Annotated in this window: 16 protein-coding genes and 2 tRNA genes; 12 read left to right on the top strand and 6 right to left on the bottom strand. The window is 65.2% G+C overall.

Annotation, left to right across the window (positions count from 1 at the left end):
• A complete protein-coding gene (locus tag HUJ28_05105; GenBank protein MBD3618829.1) occupies positions 1 to 444 on the bottom strand; it encodes a hypothetical protein in 444 nt (147 codons plus the stop codon).
• A 17-nt stretch (positions 445 to 461) separates the two neighbouring features.
• Positions 462 to 1559, bottom strand: coding sequence for a DUF2333 family protein (locus HUJ28_05100; protein ID MBD3618828.1), 1098 nt, complete (start codon positions 1557 to 1559; stop codon positions 462 to 464).
• A gap of 166 nt (positions 1560 to 1725) precedes the next feature.
• On the opposite strand from HUJ28_05100, the gene HUJ28_05095 reads away from it, so the two are divergent.
• Positions 1726 to 3816 (top strand): AsmA family protein, encoded by a 2091-nt coding sequence (locus tag HUJ28_05095; GenBank protein MBD3618827.1) that lies wholly within the window; start codon positions 1726 to 1728, stop codon positions 3814 to 3816.
• Positions 3817 to 3883: 67 nt separating this feature from the next.
• On the opposite strand, the gene HUJ28_05090 is transcribed toward HUJ28_05095, so the two are convergent.
• Both HUJ28_05090 and HUJ28_05085 read right to left on the bottom strand, forming a co-directional pair.
• Positions 3884 to 4078, bottom strand: coding sequence for a hypothetical protein (locus tag HUJ28_05090; GenBank protein ID MBD3618826.1), 195 nt, complete (start codon positions 4076 to 4078; stop codon positions 3884 to 3886).
• Positions 4079 to 4270: 192 nt separating this feature from the next.
• Positions 4271 to 4672 carry a hypothetical protein gene (locus HUJ28_05085; protein MBD3618825.1) on the bottom strand — a complete coding sequence of 134 codons (402 nt, stop codon included), beginning with the start codon at positions 4670 to 4672 and terminating at the stop codon, positions 4271 to 4273.
• A 92-nt stretch (positions 4673 to 4764) separates the two neighbouring features.
• On the opposite strand from HUJ28_05085, the gene mutY reads away from it, so the two are divergent.
• From mutY to HUJ28_05060, 5 genes are all read left to right on the top strand, one after another.
• Positions 4765 to 5865 (top strand): A/G-specific adenine glycosylase, encoded by a 1101-nt coding sequence (gene mutY / locus HUJ28_05080; protein ID MBD3618824.1) that lies wholly within the window; start codon positions 4765 to 4767, stop codon positions 5863 to 5865.
• Positions 5831 to 6106, top strand: a complete 276-nt coding sequence (locus tag HUJ28_05075; GenBank protein ID MBD3618823.1) for an oxidative damage protection protein — start codon at positions 5831 to 5833, stop codon at positions 6104 to 6106. The genes mutY and HUJ28_05075 overlap by 35 nt, the downstream gene beginning before the upstream one ends.
• Positions 6107 to 6188: 82 nt before the next feature.
• Positions 6189 to 6264 (top strand) — tRNA-Phe (locus tag HUJ28_05070).
• Between the two features lie 855 nt (positions 6265 to 7119).
• Complete coding sequence (locus tag HUJ28_05065) at positions 7120 to 7422, top strand: hypothetical protein (GenBank protein MBD3618822.1); 303 nt, start codon at positions 7120 to 7122, stop codon at positions 7420 to 7422.
• A gap of 67 nt (positions 7423 to 7489) precedes the next feature.
• Positions 7490 to 7915 carry a hypothetical protein gene (locus HUJ28_05060; GenBank protein ID MBD3618821.1) on the top strand — a complete coding sequence of 142 codons (426 nt, stop codon included), beginning with the start codon at positions 7490 to 7492 and terminating at the stop codon, positions 7913 to 7915.
• An 81-nt stretch (positions 7916 to 7996) separates the two neighbouring features.
• On the opposite strand, the gene HUJ28_05055 is transcribed toward HUJ28_05060, so the two are convergent.
• Positions 7997 to 9211: a (Fe-S)-binding protein gene (locus tag HUJ28_05055; protein ID MBD3618820.1), complete on the bottom strand. Its 1215-nt coding sequence runs from the start codon at positions 9209 to 9211 to the stop codon at positions 7997 to 7999.
• Positions 9212 to 9260: 49 nt separating this feature from the next.
• Between HUJ28_05055 and HUJ28_05050 the strand changes: the two genes are divergently transcribed.
• The 6 genes from HUJ28_05050 (at position 9261) to HUJ28_05025 (ending at position 12690) form a co-directional block, all read left to right on the top strand.
• Positions 9261 to 9983: a DUF481 domain-containing protein gene (locus tag HUJ28_05050; protein MBD3618819.1), complete on the top strand. Its 723-nt coding sequence runs from the start codon at positions 9261 to 9263 to the stop codon at positions 9981 to 9983.
• Positions 9984 to 10016: 33 nt separating this feature from the next.
• On the top strand, positions 10017 to 10325 hold the full coding sequence (locus tag HUJ28_05045) for an NAD(P)H-dependent oxidoreductase subunit E (protein MBD3618818.1): 309 nt from the start codon (positions 10017 to 10019) through the stop codon (positions 10323 to 10325).
• Between the two features lie 384 nt (positions 10326 to 10709).
• Positions 10710 to 11138 carry a 50S ribosomal protein L13 gene (gene rplM / locus HUJ28_05040; GenBank protein MBD3618817.1) on the top strand — a complete coding sequence of 143 codons (429 nt, stop codon included), beginning with the start codon at positions 10710 to 10712 and terminating at the stop codon, positions 11136 to 11138.
• A gap of 24 nt (positions 11139 to 11162) precedes the next feature.
• Positions 11163 to 11558 carry a 30S ribosomal protein S9 gene (gene rpsI / locus HUJ28_05035; protein MBD3618816.1) on the top strand — a complete coding sequence of 132 codons (396 nt, stop codon included), beginning with the start codon at positions 11163 to 11165 and terminating at the stop codon, positions 11556 to 11558.
• A 106-nt stretch (positions 11559 to 11664) separates the two neighbouring features.
• A tRNA-Gln gene (locus tag HUJ28_05030) sits at positions 11665 to 11738 on the top strand.
• Between the two features lie 478 nt (positions 11739 to 12216).
• Complete coding sequence (locus HUJ28_05025) at positions 12217 to 12690, top strand: GNAT family N-acetyltransferase (GenBank protein MBD3618815.1); 474 nt, start codon at positions 12217 to 12219, stop codon at positions 12688 to 12690.
• An 18-nt stretch (positions 12691 to 12708) separates the two neighbouring features.
• On the opposite strand, the gene HUJ28_05020 is transcribed toward HUJ28_05025, so the two are convergent.
• Positions 12709 to 13653, bottom strand: coding sequence for a hypothetical protein (locus HUJ28_05020; protein MBD3618814.1), 945 nt, complete (start codon positions 13651 to 13653; stop codon positions 12709 to 12711).
• Between the last annotated feature and the right edge of the window lie 74 nt (positions 13654 to 13727).

The raw sequence follows: 13727 nt of genomic DNA, 5'->3' as shown, positions 1-13727 counted from the left end.
CTAGCGGGCCGACAGGCGCATCGAGTTCACCAGTTGCTGCACGCGGCGCTTGATGTCGTTGCGCACCCGGCGGAAGGCATCCATTTCCTCTTCACCGGCCTCCGGCTTGAGCGGCGAGGCGATGGTCCACTGCTTTTCGCGCGCGCCGTTGGGGATGGGGGCGTTGAGGTGTTCGTCGTGGCCGGAGATGGTGATGATCAGGTCCGCCCAGGTGAGCAGGTCGCTGCTCACCAGGGCCGGCGGCTGGGTGCCGAGCTCGATGCCGTCCTCGCGCAGCACATCGATGGTGCGCGGGTCGGTGCGGTCCGAGGCGAGTCCCGCCGACTGCACGTCGATGATGTCGCTGCCGAGCTTGCGCATATAGGCCTCGGCCATCAGGGTGCGGTGCGTGTTGTGCGCTCCGAGAAACAGGATATGCGGCTTGCGACGCGGTGAACTGGACATGGATTCCTGCTCCTCGTTTAGCCCTGCTCAAGCAGATTGCGTAGATCGATCACGGCCGCATTGGCGCGCGAGAGATAGGAGGCCATCACCAGCGAGTGGTTGGTGATGATACCGAAGCCGTTGCCGTTGAGGATGATCGGGCTCCAGATCGGCTGCTGCGTGGCCTCGAGTTCGCGGATGATCTGGCGCAGGCTGATCACGGCGTTCTTGTCCTCGAGCGCAGGCCGGAAGTCGTGCTCGGCGGCCTTGAGGAAGTGCAGCAGGGCCCAGGCCGCGCCGCGCGCCTCGTAGAACACGTCATCTACCTCGAAACGGGGTGTCTTCACCAGCATCTCGCCTGGTCGCAGGGTGGACTGCTGGGCCGCACGCTCGCCGGCCAGGTCGGTGTTGATGCGGGTCTGGCCGACGCTGGCCGAGAGGCGCTGCGACAGCGAGCCCAGGCGTTTTTCCACCATGCCGAGCCACTCGCGCAGGTTGTCGGCGCGGGCGTAGAACTGTGCGTCGGCCTGGTCCGTGTCGCTCAGGCGGGCGAGGTAGCGTTCCAGCGCCCGGATGCCCTCGCGGTATTCGCGTTCGGTGGGCGGCAGCATCCAGGATTCGCTGTCGAAGCTGAACTGCGGCTCGGCGATGATGAGGTCGCGGTCCTCGGCCGACTGGGACTGGGAGCGGCTGATGTCGTTGCGCAGGGCACGCGAGAGGTCGCGCACCTGCACCAGCACCCCGTATTCCCAGTTGGGGATGTTGTCCAGGTACAGCCCGGGGGGAAAGATGTCGTTGCTCAGATAGCCGCCGGGCTTGTCGAGCAGAGTGCCGGCCACGCGGATCAGGGTGGCCGTGGTCACCTCGCCGGTGACCAGCGAGGTATCCGCCGCGCCGGTGCGCGCCTGGGCCAGCGACTGGGCGTGGGCGCGCACGTCGAAGGGCTCCGGCTCGTCGCTCCAGTACAGGCCGAGGATCAGCACGAACACCAGCAGGGTGGCAGCCACGATACCGACGCTCCAGGAAAAGCCCTTGCGACGCCAGGTGTCGGGGTGATAGAGACGCAGCAGGCGCTGGCCCAGGCGGGTGAGGGCGTCGCGCAGGGCGGCCAGCCAGTCGAGCAGGGTGTCACGCATGAGCTTGTCGTCCTTCGGTGTGATGCCGGTCATTGTACGCAAAAGCGCGTGGGACGCACGTCGTCGTCCCGTGGATTGTGTGGCCTGTCACTACCCGTCTTCAACCCGCTATGATTAACGATACGATGAATCCGTAATGTAAGAAGCCGGTGAGCGGAGGCAGGACATGAAGTGGTTGAAGTGGGCAGGTTTGGCGGTAGTGGCCGTGGTGCTGGTGCTGGCGGTCGCGATCGGCATCTTCGTCGCCACCTTCGATCCCAATGCCTACAAGTCGCAGATCACCCAGGGCGTGCACGAGGCCACCGGCCGCGAGCTGGCCATCGAGGGCGAGATCGACCTCACCTTCTTCCCGCTGGGCTTCAGCCTGGGCGAGACGCGCCTGAGCAACGCCGCCGGCTTTGGCGATGCGCCGTTCGCCAGTGTCGACGAGGTGGCGGTGCGCGTGGCCATCCTGCCGCTGCTGAAGAACGAGGTGCGCATCGACCGGGTGGTGCTGCGTGGCCTCAGCCTGGACCTGCAGCGCAACGCCCAGGGCGTGACCAACTGGGACGACCTGGTGCCGGCCCAGAGTGAGGTCCCGGGTGAGGCTCGGGGCGAGGAGACGGCGCAGCCGGCCCCCGGGCGCCCGCCCGCCGAGGCGCGCCCCCTGCCGACCATCTGGATCGGCGGCGTGGACATCTCCGCGGCCCGGGTCTCCTGGCGCGACGCCCAGGCGGGCACCGAGATGCGGCTGGACCCCTTCAACCTGCGCACCGGTGCCTTCGCCATCGGCGAGCCCATGGCCCTGCACATGGACCTGCGTATCGAACAGGGCAGCCCCGTCACCGTGCTCACCGCCGCACTGGATGCCGAGGTCACCGCCGACCCGGCCGCCGGCGCCTACCGCATCGCCGACCTGGTGCTGGACGTGGCCGCCAGTGGCCGGGACGTCCCGGCCGGCCGGGTCGAGGCGCGCCTGGGCGCCGGGATCGTCGCCGACCTTAATGCGCAGACGGCCAAGGTCAGCGACCTGCGCCTCGAGACCCTGGGCATGCAGCTCACCGGGCAGGCGGCGGCCACCGGGCTGCTGGGTGATCTCCGGGTCAACGGCAGTATCGCCTCCGACCGTTTCAGTCCGCGCGACCTGATGCAGCGCCTGGCCATCGCCGCGCCCGAGACCAGCGATGACAACGTGCTGAACAAGGCCGAGCTGCGCGCCGGGTTCGCCGCCACCAAGGACAGCGCGCAGCTCGAGGACCTGACCGTGGTGCTGGACGACACCACGCTCAAGGGCACGGCCAGCGTGGCCGGCTTCGCCCGGCCGGCCGTGCGCTTCGGCCTCACCGTGGATGCCATCAACGTCGACCGTTACCTGCCGCCCACCCCCGAACCGGCGCCCGCGCCGGCCGCTGGGGCCGCGGCTGCCGATACGCCCATCGAGCTGCCGATGGCGCTGCTGCGCAGCCTCGATCTCGAGGGCACCGCCGACGTGGGCGAGGCGATCGTGAGCGGCATCGTGCTCTCCGACATCCATGCCACGCTCTCGGCGAAGAATGGCCTGATCCGTGTTGACCCCATGGGACTCACGCTCTACGGCGGCAGCCTCAAGGGCAACGCGAGTCTCGATGCGCGCGGCGACAGCCCCGTCTACCGCACCAGCCAGGCGCTGCGCGGCATGGACATGGGCGCCCTGCAGGCCGACATGCTGGAGAAGGTCTGGCTCACCGGCCAGACGGAGATGGATGCCGATATCACCACCAGCGGCGACCGGCTCTCCGCCCTCAAGCGCGGCCTCAACGGCGACCTGCGTTTCGCCTTCAAGGACGGCGCCATCCAGGACGAGAAGCTCGCCCGCATCGTGCGGCTCATCGAGACCACCATCTACGAGGACAAGACCGCCGGCGAGGGCGGGGCGCGGGAGGTGCGCTTCACCAGCCTCACTGGCACGGCCGCCATCCGCAACGGCGTGGCCAGCAACAGGGACCTGCACGTCCTCACCCCCATCCTGCAGGCGAAGGGCGAGGGCAGCGTGAACCTGGTCGAGAGCCGCATGAACTACAGCTTCGGCGTCGCCAAGCTGGGTGGCTCGCGCACCTATCTCTACACCACGGTGAAGGGGCCCCTGGACGACCTCAGCTACAACCCCGACCTCGAGCGCTTCGCCAAGGACAAGCTGGGCGAGAAGGCCGAGGCCGAGGTGCAGCAGAAGAAGCAGGAGTTCAAGCAGGACGTCGAGGAGAAGGTGAAGGACAAGCTCAAGGGGCTGTTCGACCGCTAGGCCCGGCGGCCGGAACTCCCTGGAACGGCCCATGGGCGGGCGGTCCTGCCGCCACCCGGGCCGTGGGTCAGAAGCGCTGCTCCATGATCAGGCGGATGCCGCGGTGCTCCGTCTCGCTGCGCGGTTCATGCACGAGGAAGGGGCCGTAGACGACGTCGTCGCTGCGGCCGAATTCCCATTCCTCCCAGTAGAGCTCGGTGCCGATCCACCAGTTGTCCGGGCGCTCGTAGAGATAGCGGCCGGACAACTGGTGGATCGGCACCGAGCTCTACTGGGAGGAATGGGAATTCGGCCGCAGCGACGACGTCGTCTACGGCCCCTTCCTCGTGCATGAACCGCGCAGCGACCAGTGGTGGCGGTTGCGGGCAAACAGCGTCGCATCGACCCCCGCGCGCAGCTCCCACCAGCGGTATTCCTCCAGCAGGCCGCCGACCACGCCGCCGACCAGCGGGTTTTAGCTGGGCTGGATGTCGCGATCCCAGGCCACGTAATCGCCGCCGAAGATCAGCGTCACGCGCTCGGGCACGGCGGCGTATTCGTAGTCCAGGCCGAGGCGGTAGAGCAGGGTGTCCGTATCGGTGGTGTGCGGGATGCCCGTCTGCGTCTGGCCGTCGTAGTCCACCGTGCCGCCCGCGAGCTCGAACTTCCCCCGCAGGCCATGCGGCCCGCTGTTGCCCGACGCGGACACACCGAAGCCGGGCAGGGGACCGGTCTCTCCGTCCAGGAAGACGTTGTTGTCGTCGCATTCGGTGTAATCGAAGTAATGGATGAAGGGGTAGGCACGGAAGTCGCCGGCCGCAGCGGCCAGCGGGCAGGTCGTGCAAAGGAGCGCGAGGAGCAGGGGGCGTAGGGTCATGTGGCGAGTATAGGTGAGCGCGGGCGGTCTGGCGCTTGGAAGCCTGCGCCGGATTGTGTACCGTGCCCGGCGTAGCCGCCACTGCCTGTTGAATGCGTATGGATGAGTTCGCCCGCCGCCTGCTGACCTGGTTCGACGAGCACGGTCGCGCCGATCTGCCCTGGAAGCGGCAGGGCGACGCCTATGCCGTGTGGGTCTCGGAGATCATGCTGCAGCAGACCCAGGTCGCCACCGTGGTCCCCTATTTCGAGCGCTTCATGGCCCGCTTCCCCACGCTGGCCGTGCTGGCCGGGGCGCCAGTCGACGAGGTGCTGCATCACTGGACCGGGCTGGGCTACTACGCCCGCGCCCGCAACCTGCACCGGGCGGCCTGCATCGTGGTGGACGAGCATGGCGGCGAGCTGCCGGCGGACATCGAGGCGCTGGAGGCCCTGCCGGGCATCGGCCGCTCCACCGCCGGCGCCATCCTGGCCCAGGCCCACGGGCAGCGGCATGCGATCCTCGACGGCAACGTGAAGCGCGTGCTCGCCCGCCACCACCTGGTCGAGGGCTACCCGGGGCAGGCGGCGGTGCTCAAGGCCCTCTGGGCCCTCGCCGAGCGGCACACGCCGGCGGCGCGCGTGGCTGATTACACCCAGGCCATCATGGACCTGGGCGCCACGGTCTGTACCCGCGCCCGCCCGCGCTGCAGCGCCTGCCCGGTGGCCGGCGACTGCGCGGCACAGGCGCAGGGCCGGCAGGCGGAGCTGCCGGCGCGCCGGCCGAAGAAGGCCCTGCCCGAGCGCGAGACCGTGATGCTGCTGGCCGTCAACCCGGCGGGCGAGGTGCTGCTGGCCCGCCGGCCACCCAGCGGCCTCTGGGGCGGGCTCTGGGGCTTTCCCGAGTTCGCGGACGCCGACGCCGCACGGGCCTGGTGTGCCCGCGAACTGGGCACCGAACCGGCGCAGGAGGCGGCCTGGGAGCCCATCGTGCACAGCTTCAGCCACTTCCGCCTGCACATCACCCCGCTGGTGTTCCGCCTGCAAGCCCCTGCAAACCGTGTGATGGAAGCCGATGGCCAGGTCTGGTATAACACTTCGCTTTCGCCACCGGGCGGCTTCGCCACACCGGTGAAACGTCTCATCGAGCGTTTACGCGCAGAACAGACAGGAGCAAGCAATGGCTCGCATGGTGCAATGCGTCAAGCTGGGTAAGGAGGCCGAAGGCCTCGACCTGCCGCCCTATCCGGGGGATCTCGGCAAGCGGATCTGGGAAAACGTCTCCAAGGAGGCCTGGCAGGCGTGGCTGCGCCACCAGACCATGCTCATCAACGAGTACCGCCTCACCCCGGTGGACCCCAAGGCCCGCAAGTTCCTCGAGGAGGAGATGGAAAAGTTCTTCTTCAGTGGCGAGGAAACGGCCAAGCCGGAAGGCTACGTACCGCCGGAATCCTGAGTCTGCCCTTGACGCCGAAGGGGCGAGTCGCTTTAATAGGCGGCTCGCTCGGCAGGGGGCCCCTGCCAGACGCGTCAACGCCGGCCAGGTAGCTCAGTTGGTAGAGCAGGGGATTGAAAATCCCCGTGTCGGGGGTTCGATTCCCTCCCTGGCCACCATATTCCACGCAAAGGCCACGGTGCAAACCGTGGCCTTTGTCGTTTCTGCCTGGCTGGAATCGAACCCCCGACGGCTTTGTTCGATGTGTCGGGGGAGATTACTCGGCGCGCATCCGCTTATGCCTGGGGCCTCGCCCTACGGGCTCGCTGACGCTCGTGATGGGCCACCAAAGGCGTGGCCCATTCCCTCCCTGGCCACCATCTTCAAGTACAGAGGCCACGGTGCAAACCGTGGCCTTTGTCGTCCGTGCCCGTGAGATCTGGGTGGCTGCCGGTGCGGCTAAACTACATTGAGTGCGTGCCGTCTTATGGGCACGATTTCAGGTCAATTAATGGCGGTTTAAAGCCGAAACCGGGGCTTCTATAAGTAGCTTTATATGCTGGATCAATGAGTTAAGATGGTCCGGTCCCCGGAGTTGCAGCGAAGCTGTTAGGTTGCCAATGACAATATATGAAGGTTACATAGGATCTCTGGACGACCCCAATTTCAAGTGGGAGGGTGGAAATTGGAGTGGAACTATTCCTACCAGCATTAGCCCGAATTTACCTCCGCTGCCAAATAGCAGTGAAAATCTATATTTTAAGGTCGCTGACCTGATTGAGTCAGGCAGATGCCCCGGGAAGAAAACAGAATGGGGTGCATATGTGGCAGTTGTAACAAAATCACAACTACAGACAATATTTTCAGAATGGTATGGGGCTAATGGTTCATTGCTGAAAAATAGTGACTATGAGCATTGGCACCCCAATTACATCAAAGTTATGGAATTTGTATCACGGCTAGAAGAGCAGACACCTTATGCATTGGTTGGTACAGAGCTCTAACAAAGAGTACCTGCGCATGGGATAGTCCATATGGATAATAATGAACGACAAGCATTGAGAAAGATGCTGCTGCAATATCCAGATGTTACAGAAGAAACTGTTGATGAGCAGATATACGCTTATGAACAACGAGAAGTGGTGAAGAAGGCGTTAATTGAGGATAGGGGTTTCTCAAACGCACTTGCAGAAGCATGGCTAGATCGGTCTGGCTATCCTCGGCCTCCTGGTTGGAAATCAGTCTTCTTTTATCCAGGCAGTATTAGGCTGCGAAACAAATTAATTAGCTTCTTGGTAATGGCTTGCTGTGTTGCACTATGGTTGTTTCTCAAGTAGGCAATCTAACAACTGCCTCCAAGGCGACGCGACTACGCCGCGCGCTTGAGGCGAGACGTTAGCGCAAATGGACATAACGTCACGAATCATCGAGGCACGAGGTAGCGATACCATCGTTGATATTCGGCCTGCGAAGGTCGCGAGCGTAGAGGAGGCGGCAGCCCAATTTGGGCTATTCGATTCGCCGGGTATCTATTTCGAGATTTCCGAACAGGATGCGGTGTCCGTTTTGAAAACTGTGCTAAGTCGAGACATGGCATATCACGTTGAGCTCATGCCACAGAACGAGGCCGATGGCCTAGCTAAAGAATTTGTGCGCCACTTTTCAGGTGACAAGCCTAAGTATTTCACGAACGGCGACTACGGATGCCCCCGCAAACATCCAAATGTTGGCCCCAGTTGGACGCCGGCTACAATCGCGACGTTTGATACAGGAGTGCTGGTTATCACCACAGAGCGCATCGGTTGTGCTTGGTTTACTGATGAAGATTAGCGCTAACAACCGGGTCCACGCGATCGGTTACGCTGGCGCGTGAGCCGGAACGATAGAGCCACATCAATATCTCGTCCTGATTTATAACCCCATCTGCCTGGCCACCAGCGACACCGGATGCAGTGCCTCGATCGCCATGCCTTCGGCCTCGAGGCCGGCGCGCAGGTGCAGGGCGCAGCCGATGTTGCTGGTGACGAGGATGTCCGGCCTGAGGTTGCGCAGGTGGGCGAGCTTGTCTTCCCGGAGCTGGTCGGCCATGTCGGGCTGGGTGAGCATGTAGCTGCCGGCGGCACCGCAGCAGCGGGCGTTGTCGGGCAGGTCGAGCAGTTCGAGGCCCGGGATGTGTTCGAGCAGGCGGCGTGGCCAGGCGGCGGCCTTGAGGACGTGGGTGAGCGAGCAGGGGGCGTGGATGGCGACGCGGGCCTGGAGCGGGGCGAGATTGAGTTCCCGTTCGGCCAGGGCCTGGGCCAGGAACCGGCTGACGTCGACGACGCGCCCGGCGAAGGACGGGCCCCGTTCGTCGTCGCCGGCCCGGTCGTACTCGGCGAGCTGGGCGGTGCAGCCGCTCGCCGTGCCGATGATGGCCTGGTAGGGGGCATCGAAGGCGGCCAGGTTGCGCTGCATCAGGTCATCGGCGCGGCTGCTGCGACCGGCGTGCCGGTCGATGGCCCCGCAGCAGGCCTGGGTGGCCGGGATCTCGACCCGGTAGCCGAGGGCGCCGAGCACGGTGAGGGTGTCGGCCAGCGTGCGCCGGTCGAAGACCTCGCTGGCGCAGCCGGTGAACAGCGCCACCGTCGGGCCCTCGCCCCGTGGCTGCAGGTTGGCGGTGTCGATGCGCGGCAGCAGGGCCTCGGCCCGCGCCAGCCCGGTGGCCCGCAGCACGCCGCTGGCGCGGGCCAGCCGCTGCAGGCCGCTGGCCTGGTAAAACCGCAAGGCCTTTGTGGTCACGCGCCGCAGACGGCGTGAATCGATAAACTCCTGCCCGAGTCTTGCCCCCGCCCCTGCCTGCCGGGCGTCATTCAGCTCCTCGCGTACCGCATCGATCAGCTCGCCGTAGGGCACGCCCGAGGGACAGACCGACTCGCAGGCGCGGCAGGCCAGGCAGCCGTCCAGGTGGGCGAGCAGGTGCTCGTCCACGGCGAGGCGGCTGCTGTTCAGGCCCTGCATCAGGGCGATGCGCCCGCGCGGGGAGTCGGCCTCGTTGCGCGTCTTGCCGTAGGTGGGGCAGTGCGGGAGGCACATGCCGCACATCACACAGCGGTCGGTGGCGGCCAGTTTCGGGTTGGGCGGCGGCATGCGGGCGAGTTTGTTAGGATTCGGTTTCCAGACGTTACGGGAGGAATGAATGCTTCGTCAGACGATCTATGTTAGCAGTCTCTGCCTGTGGGCCGTGAGCGCCATGGCCCAGGAGGCCGGCGGCCCCGCCGACCCCTGGAGCGGTTCGGCCGAGCTGGGCGCCAGCACCACCAGCGGCAATACGGATACCCGTAACGTGAACGCCAAGGCGGAGGTGCTCTACGAACTGGATCGCTGGCGCCACACGCTCAATGGCGAGGGCCTGTTCGCCTCCGACTCCGGCGAGGACACGGCCGAGCGCTACGTGGCCGCCTACCAGGCGGATGCCAAACTGAGCCCGCGCAGTTACCTCTACGGTACGGTGCGCGGCGAGGTGGACAAGTTCAGCGGCTATGATTACCGTCTCTCCGAGGCGCTGGGTTACGGCTACCGTGTCTGGGAGGCCGGCGACCTGGGCCACCTGGACCTGGAAGGCGGCCCCGGTGCGCGCCAGAGCAAGCCCGAGGACGGGGCGCGCGAGGAGGAGGCCATCCTGCGCCTGAAGGCGAAGTACCGCCACAGCTGGACGGCGACCACCCGCTTCAGTCAGGACTTCCTGGTGGAATCGGGTGAAGACAACACCTATGCGGAGTCGGTGACCGGCCTCAAGGTGCGCATCAACAGCGCCCTGGCCATGAAACTCAGCTTTACCGCCAAGCGCAACAGCGAGGTGCCGGCCGGCACGAAGAAGACCGACACCCTCAGCGCCGTGAACCTCGTCTACGATTTCTGAACCGGGCCCGCCGGCCCTCGTGAGCCGCTATCCATGAGTTATTACAAGCATCACGTGTTCTTCTGCACCAACCAGCGTGCGCCTGGCCGCCAGGCCTGCGAGAACTGCGGCGCGAGCAAGCAGCGCGCCTATGCCAAGCAGCGGATCAAGGAGCTCGGGCTCAGCGGGCAGGGGGGCATACGTATCAACACGGCCGGCTGCCTGGACCGCTGCAGCGAGGGGCCGGTCATCGTCGTCTACCCGGACGAGACCTGGTACACCTACGTGGACCAGGAAGACATCGACGAGATCATCCAGGAACACCTCATCAACGGCCGCCCGGTCGAACGCCTCAAGATCTGATCCACCCGATCTGACGACCCCAGCCGCCGCCCGCACCCGGGACCCCGGGCACGGGCGGCGGTCCGTCTGCTCCATACATGACAAAAAAATGAAAACAGGGGTTGACATCACGATTTGGTATATTAGAAAATGCTCACATACTGATTCACCGGCCCCGCCGGTATCAGTGGACTCCTCCATCCTCCTTTGGTGGTATTTAGCGCGGCCCTCCCCTCTTTGCCGCGCTTTTTTTTTGCCTGCGATTCAGGGGTCGGCCCCCGGGCGGGAGTCCCGCGAGCCGGGGCGGGCGGTATTTCCGTGCCGTCGGCACTTGTCACCCCCGTCTCAATCAAGTAATATCTCGCGCCTTTCCTTGGATAGAACGTACCTGTTTGGAGCGTTTGGATGAAAACTGTAAGCGCCAAGCCGGCTGAAGTCCGTCGCGACTGGTTTGTGGTTGACGCCACGGGCAAGACCCTGGGTCGCCTGGCGACCGAAATCGCCCACCGTCTGCGCGGCAAGCACAAGCCGATTTACACGCCGCACGTCGATACCGGCGACTACATCGTGGTGGTGAACGCCTCCAAGGTACGCGTGACCGGCAACAAGATGCAGGACAAGGTGTACTATCACCATACCGGCTACATCGGTAACATGAAGTCCATCAACCTGCAGGACATGCTGGACAAGGCCCCCGAGCGCGCCATCGAGATCGCGGTGAAGGGCATGCTGCCCAAGAACCCGCTGGGCCGCGCCATGTTCAAGAAGCTCAAGGTCTATGCCGGCCCCGAGCACAACCATCAGGCCCAGCAGCCCCAGGCGCTGGAACTCTGATCCGTCATCTGAAGAGCACTGACAATGGCAGCAACTGAACAGTATTACGGTACCGGTCGTCGCAAGAGTTCGGCCGCGCGCGTCTTCCTGCGTCCCGGCAAGGGCCAGATCATGGTCAACCGCCGTCCGCTGGACGAATTCTTCGGTCGCGAGACCTCCCGCATGGTCGTGCGCCAGCCGCTCGAGGCTGCCGAGATGACCGAGAAGTTCGACATCCACGTCACCGTGGAAGGTGGCGGCGCCTCCGGTCAGGCCGGTGCCATTCGCCTGGGCATCGCCCGCGCGCTGGTCAACTACGACGAAGCCATGCGCAGCGAGATGCGCAAGCACGGCTACCTGACCCGCGACGCCCGCGAAGTCGAGCGCAAGAAGGTCGGCCTGCGCAAGGCCCGCCGCGCCACCCAGTTCTCCAAGCGTTAATCGCCTCTGGATTCCCCCGAGCCGGCCGTCCGCGGGCCGGCCCGGGTGCGAGCGAACTGTCAGGTGTTGTCGCAAAGCACGAGACGCCTTAAGCTTCAACGCTCATTGGGGAATCGTCTAACGGCAGGACAGCGGACTCTGACTCCGTCAATCTAGGTTCGAATCCTAGTTCCCCAGCCAACATGAAAAAGGCCCGCCTTGTGCGGGCCTTTTTCATGTTCGATGTGGGAGCGGGAGGCGGACCTTTGTTCGTATAGCCCGCCGGGAGCGGGCTATCGCGAGCGTCAGCGAGTCCGTAGGATCGGGCGCAGGACGCGCCCGACAATCCTGGTTCCCCAGCCAACATGAAAAAGGCCCGCCCTGTGCGGGCCTTTTTCATGTTGGCGTCAGGCGTGAGACGGAGATTCAAGGCGCCACAGAGGGCACAGAGGTCACAGAGCAGGCACGCTGCCTCGTAGGAGCGCTGCAAGGCGCGATCAAGCGTAGGCGTTATTGCCCGGACTGGTCATCGAGGTGCGTCGCAGGAGCCGGGCCCTCTCGGTGATGACGACCATGCCGGTGATAACCCCATCGGCCAGAGGGCTGGCATCCTACAAGGGCGTGAGGCGCACGGCTTTGCTGGTAGGATGGCGGGTTCAACTTGTCAGCGGGGAGTCTTATGCTGATTCATGTGAGGCCGACGGACGGGGCGGATCTTGCGGCCATCAACGCCGTGATCGAGGCGGCGGTGATGGGCTGGGACCTGCCGGAGCGGGTCAAGCGGCTGTCGTTGCCATCCTACCGTTACGACAGCGTCGACCTGGCGCATCTCGCGGCCGTGGTGGCGGAGGCGGAGAGGCGCGTGGTCGGGGTGGCGACCTGGGAGCCGGCCGATCCCCGTGATGTGCCGGCAGGGCGGGCGGCACTGCTGCTGCATGGCCTGTATGTCGACCCGGCCTGGCAACGCCAGGGGGTGGGGCGCCGCCTGCTCGCGGCCGTGCGGGAGGTGGCGTCGCGAGACGGGCAGGCCGGGGTGCTGGTCAAGGCCCAGGCCGATGCGCGGGGCTTCTTCGAGGGCAATGGATTCGTCGCGCTGGATCCGGAGGATCCGGATCGTCACTACGCCCACCGCTACTGGCTCGACCTGGGCTGAGGGGCCGGCAGGCCCGGATCAGGCGGCGCTGCCCAGCCAGAAGCTCACGTTCTTCTCCAGGAACTCGTCCCAGGACATGTAGTGTGAGCCGTCGCAGGAGAAGGTCAGGCTGATCATGCCGTTGAAGATGTTGATGGAGGCCGAGCGCAGGTACACCGTCTCGTCGGCGAAGCGCAGTTTGCCCATCTCCGTCAGGATCCCGCCGATGACGTCGTGCGGGATCAGGGCCTCGGGCGAGTAATCGCGGCGCGGGTAGGCCAGGCAGACGTCCGGGTCGCTCAGGGCGTCGTGCTGCAGCAGGCGGTAGCGGTAGGGGTCGTCGAGGGTCCACACGGTGGCGCGGCTGCTGGAGAAATGCAGCACGCACTGGAACACGCCGCGCTCGGCGATCAGCTCTTCCAGGATGGACATGGCCTGGTCGATGTTCTGGTCCATCAGGCTCTCGACGCGGGTCTGCTGGAACAGGGTGCCGCGGATGGCCGCATCCCCCTTGATCTGCCGCCACTGGGTGGGCTCGTCGTAGAGCTCGGCCGTGACCGGCAGGTTGCGCAGGTCGAAGTCGGCGCCGATGAAGCCCACCACCGCGTCGTCCCGGTGCACCAGCTGCAGGGCCGTGAGCGAGGGGCGGCGGCCCAGCAGGCTGATGTAGGCATCGGACAGCAGGAAGCCGGTGGCCGGCACGACCTCCTTCATGTAGGGGCGCTGCGAGCGGTCGCGACCGAAGTGTTCGGGCAACAGGCCGGAGCGGGAGACGTTGTCGGTGATCTGCACGCCGTTGGTGTTCAGCGCGTAGAGGAAGGTGCAGTAGGGCACGTTCTCCAGGCTCTCGCTGAGCACGCCGTCCAGCGCCTCGCGATGCCCCCAGATGGGGGCGCAGCTGGCGGCGATGCGCGCCAGGGGTTCGGCCAGCATGCCCTCCAGCGACTGGCGCTGTCTCTGAATGCTTTCTTTGAGTGATTCCATGCGGGTGTCTTTTGTTCGTATGGTTTTGACGGACGCGCATCCGGCGCGCCGGTGTGTCTCAGGGGAAATATACC

This window comes from Chromatiales bacterium (assembly GCA_014762505.1).
Classification (GTDB): domain Bacteria; phylum Pseudomonadota; class Gammaproteobacteria; order SpSt-1174; family SpSt-1174; genus SpSt-1174.
Note: the sequence above shows the minus strand (reverse complement) of the source record. Positions and strands in the feature narration are given on the sequence as shown.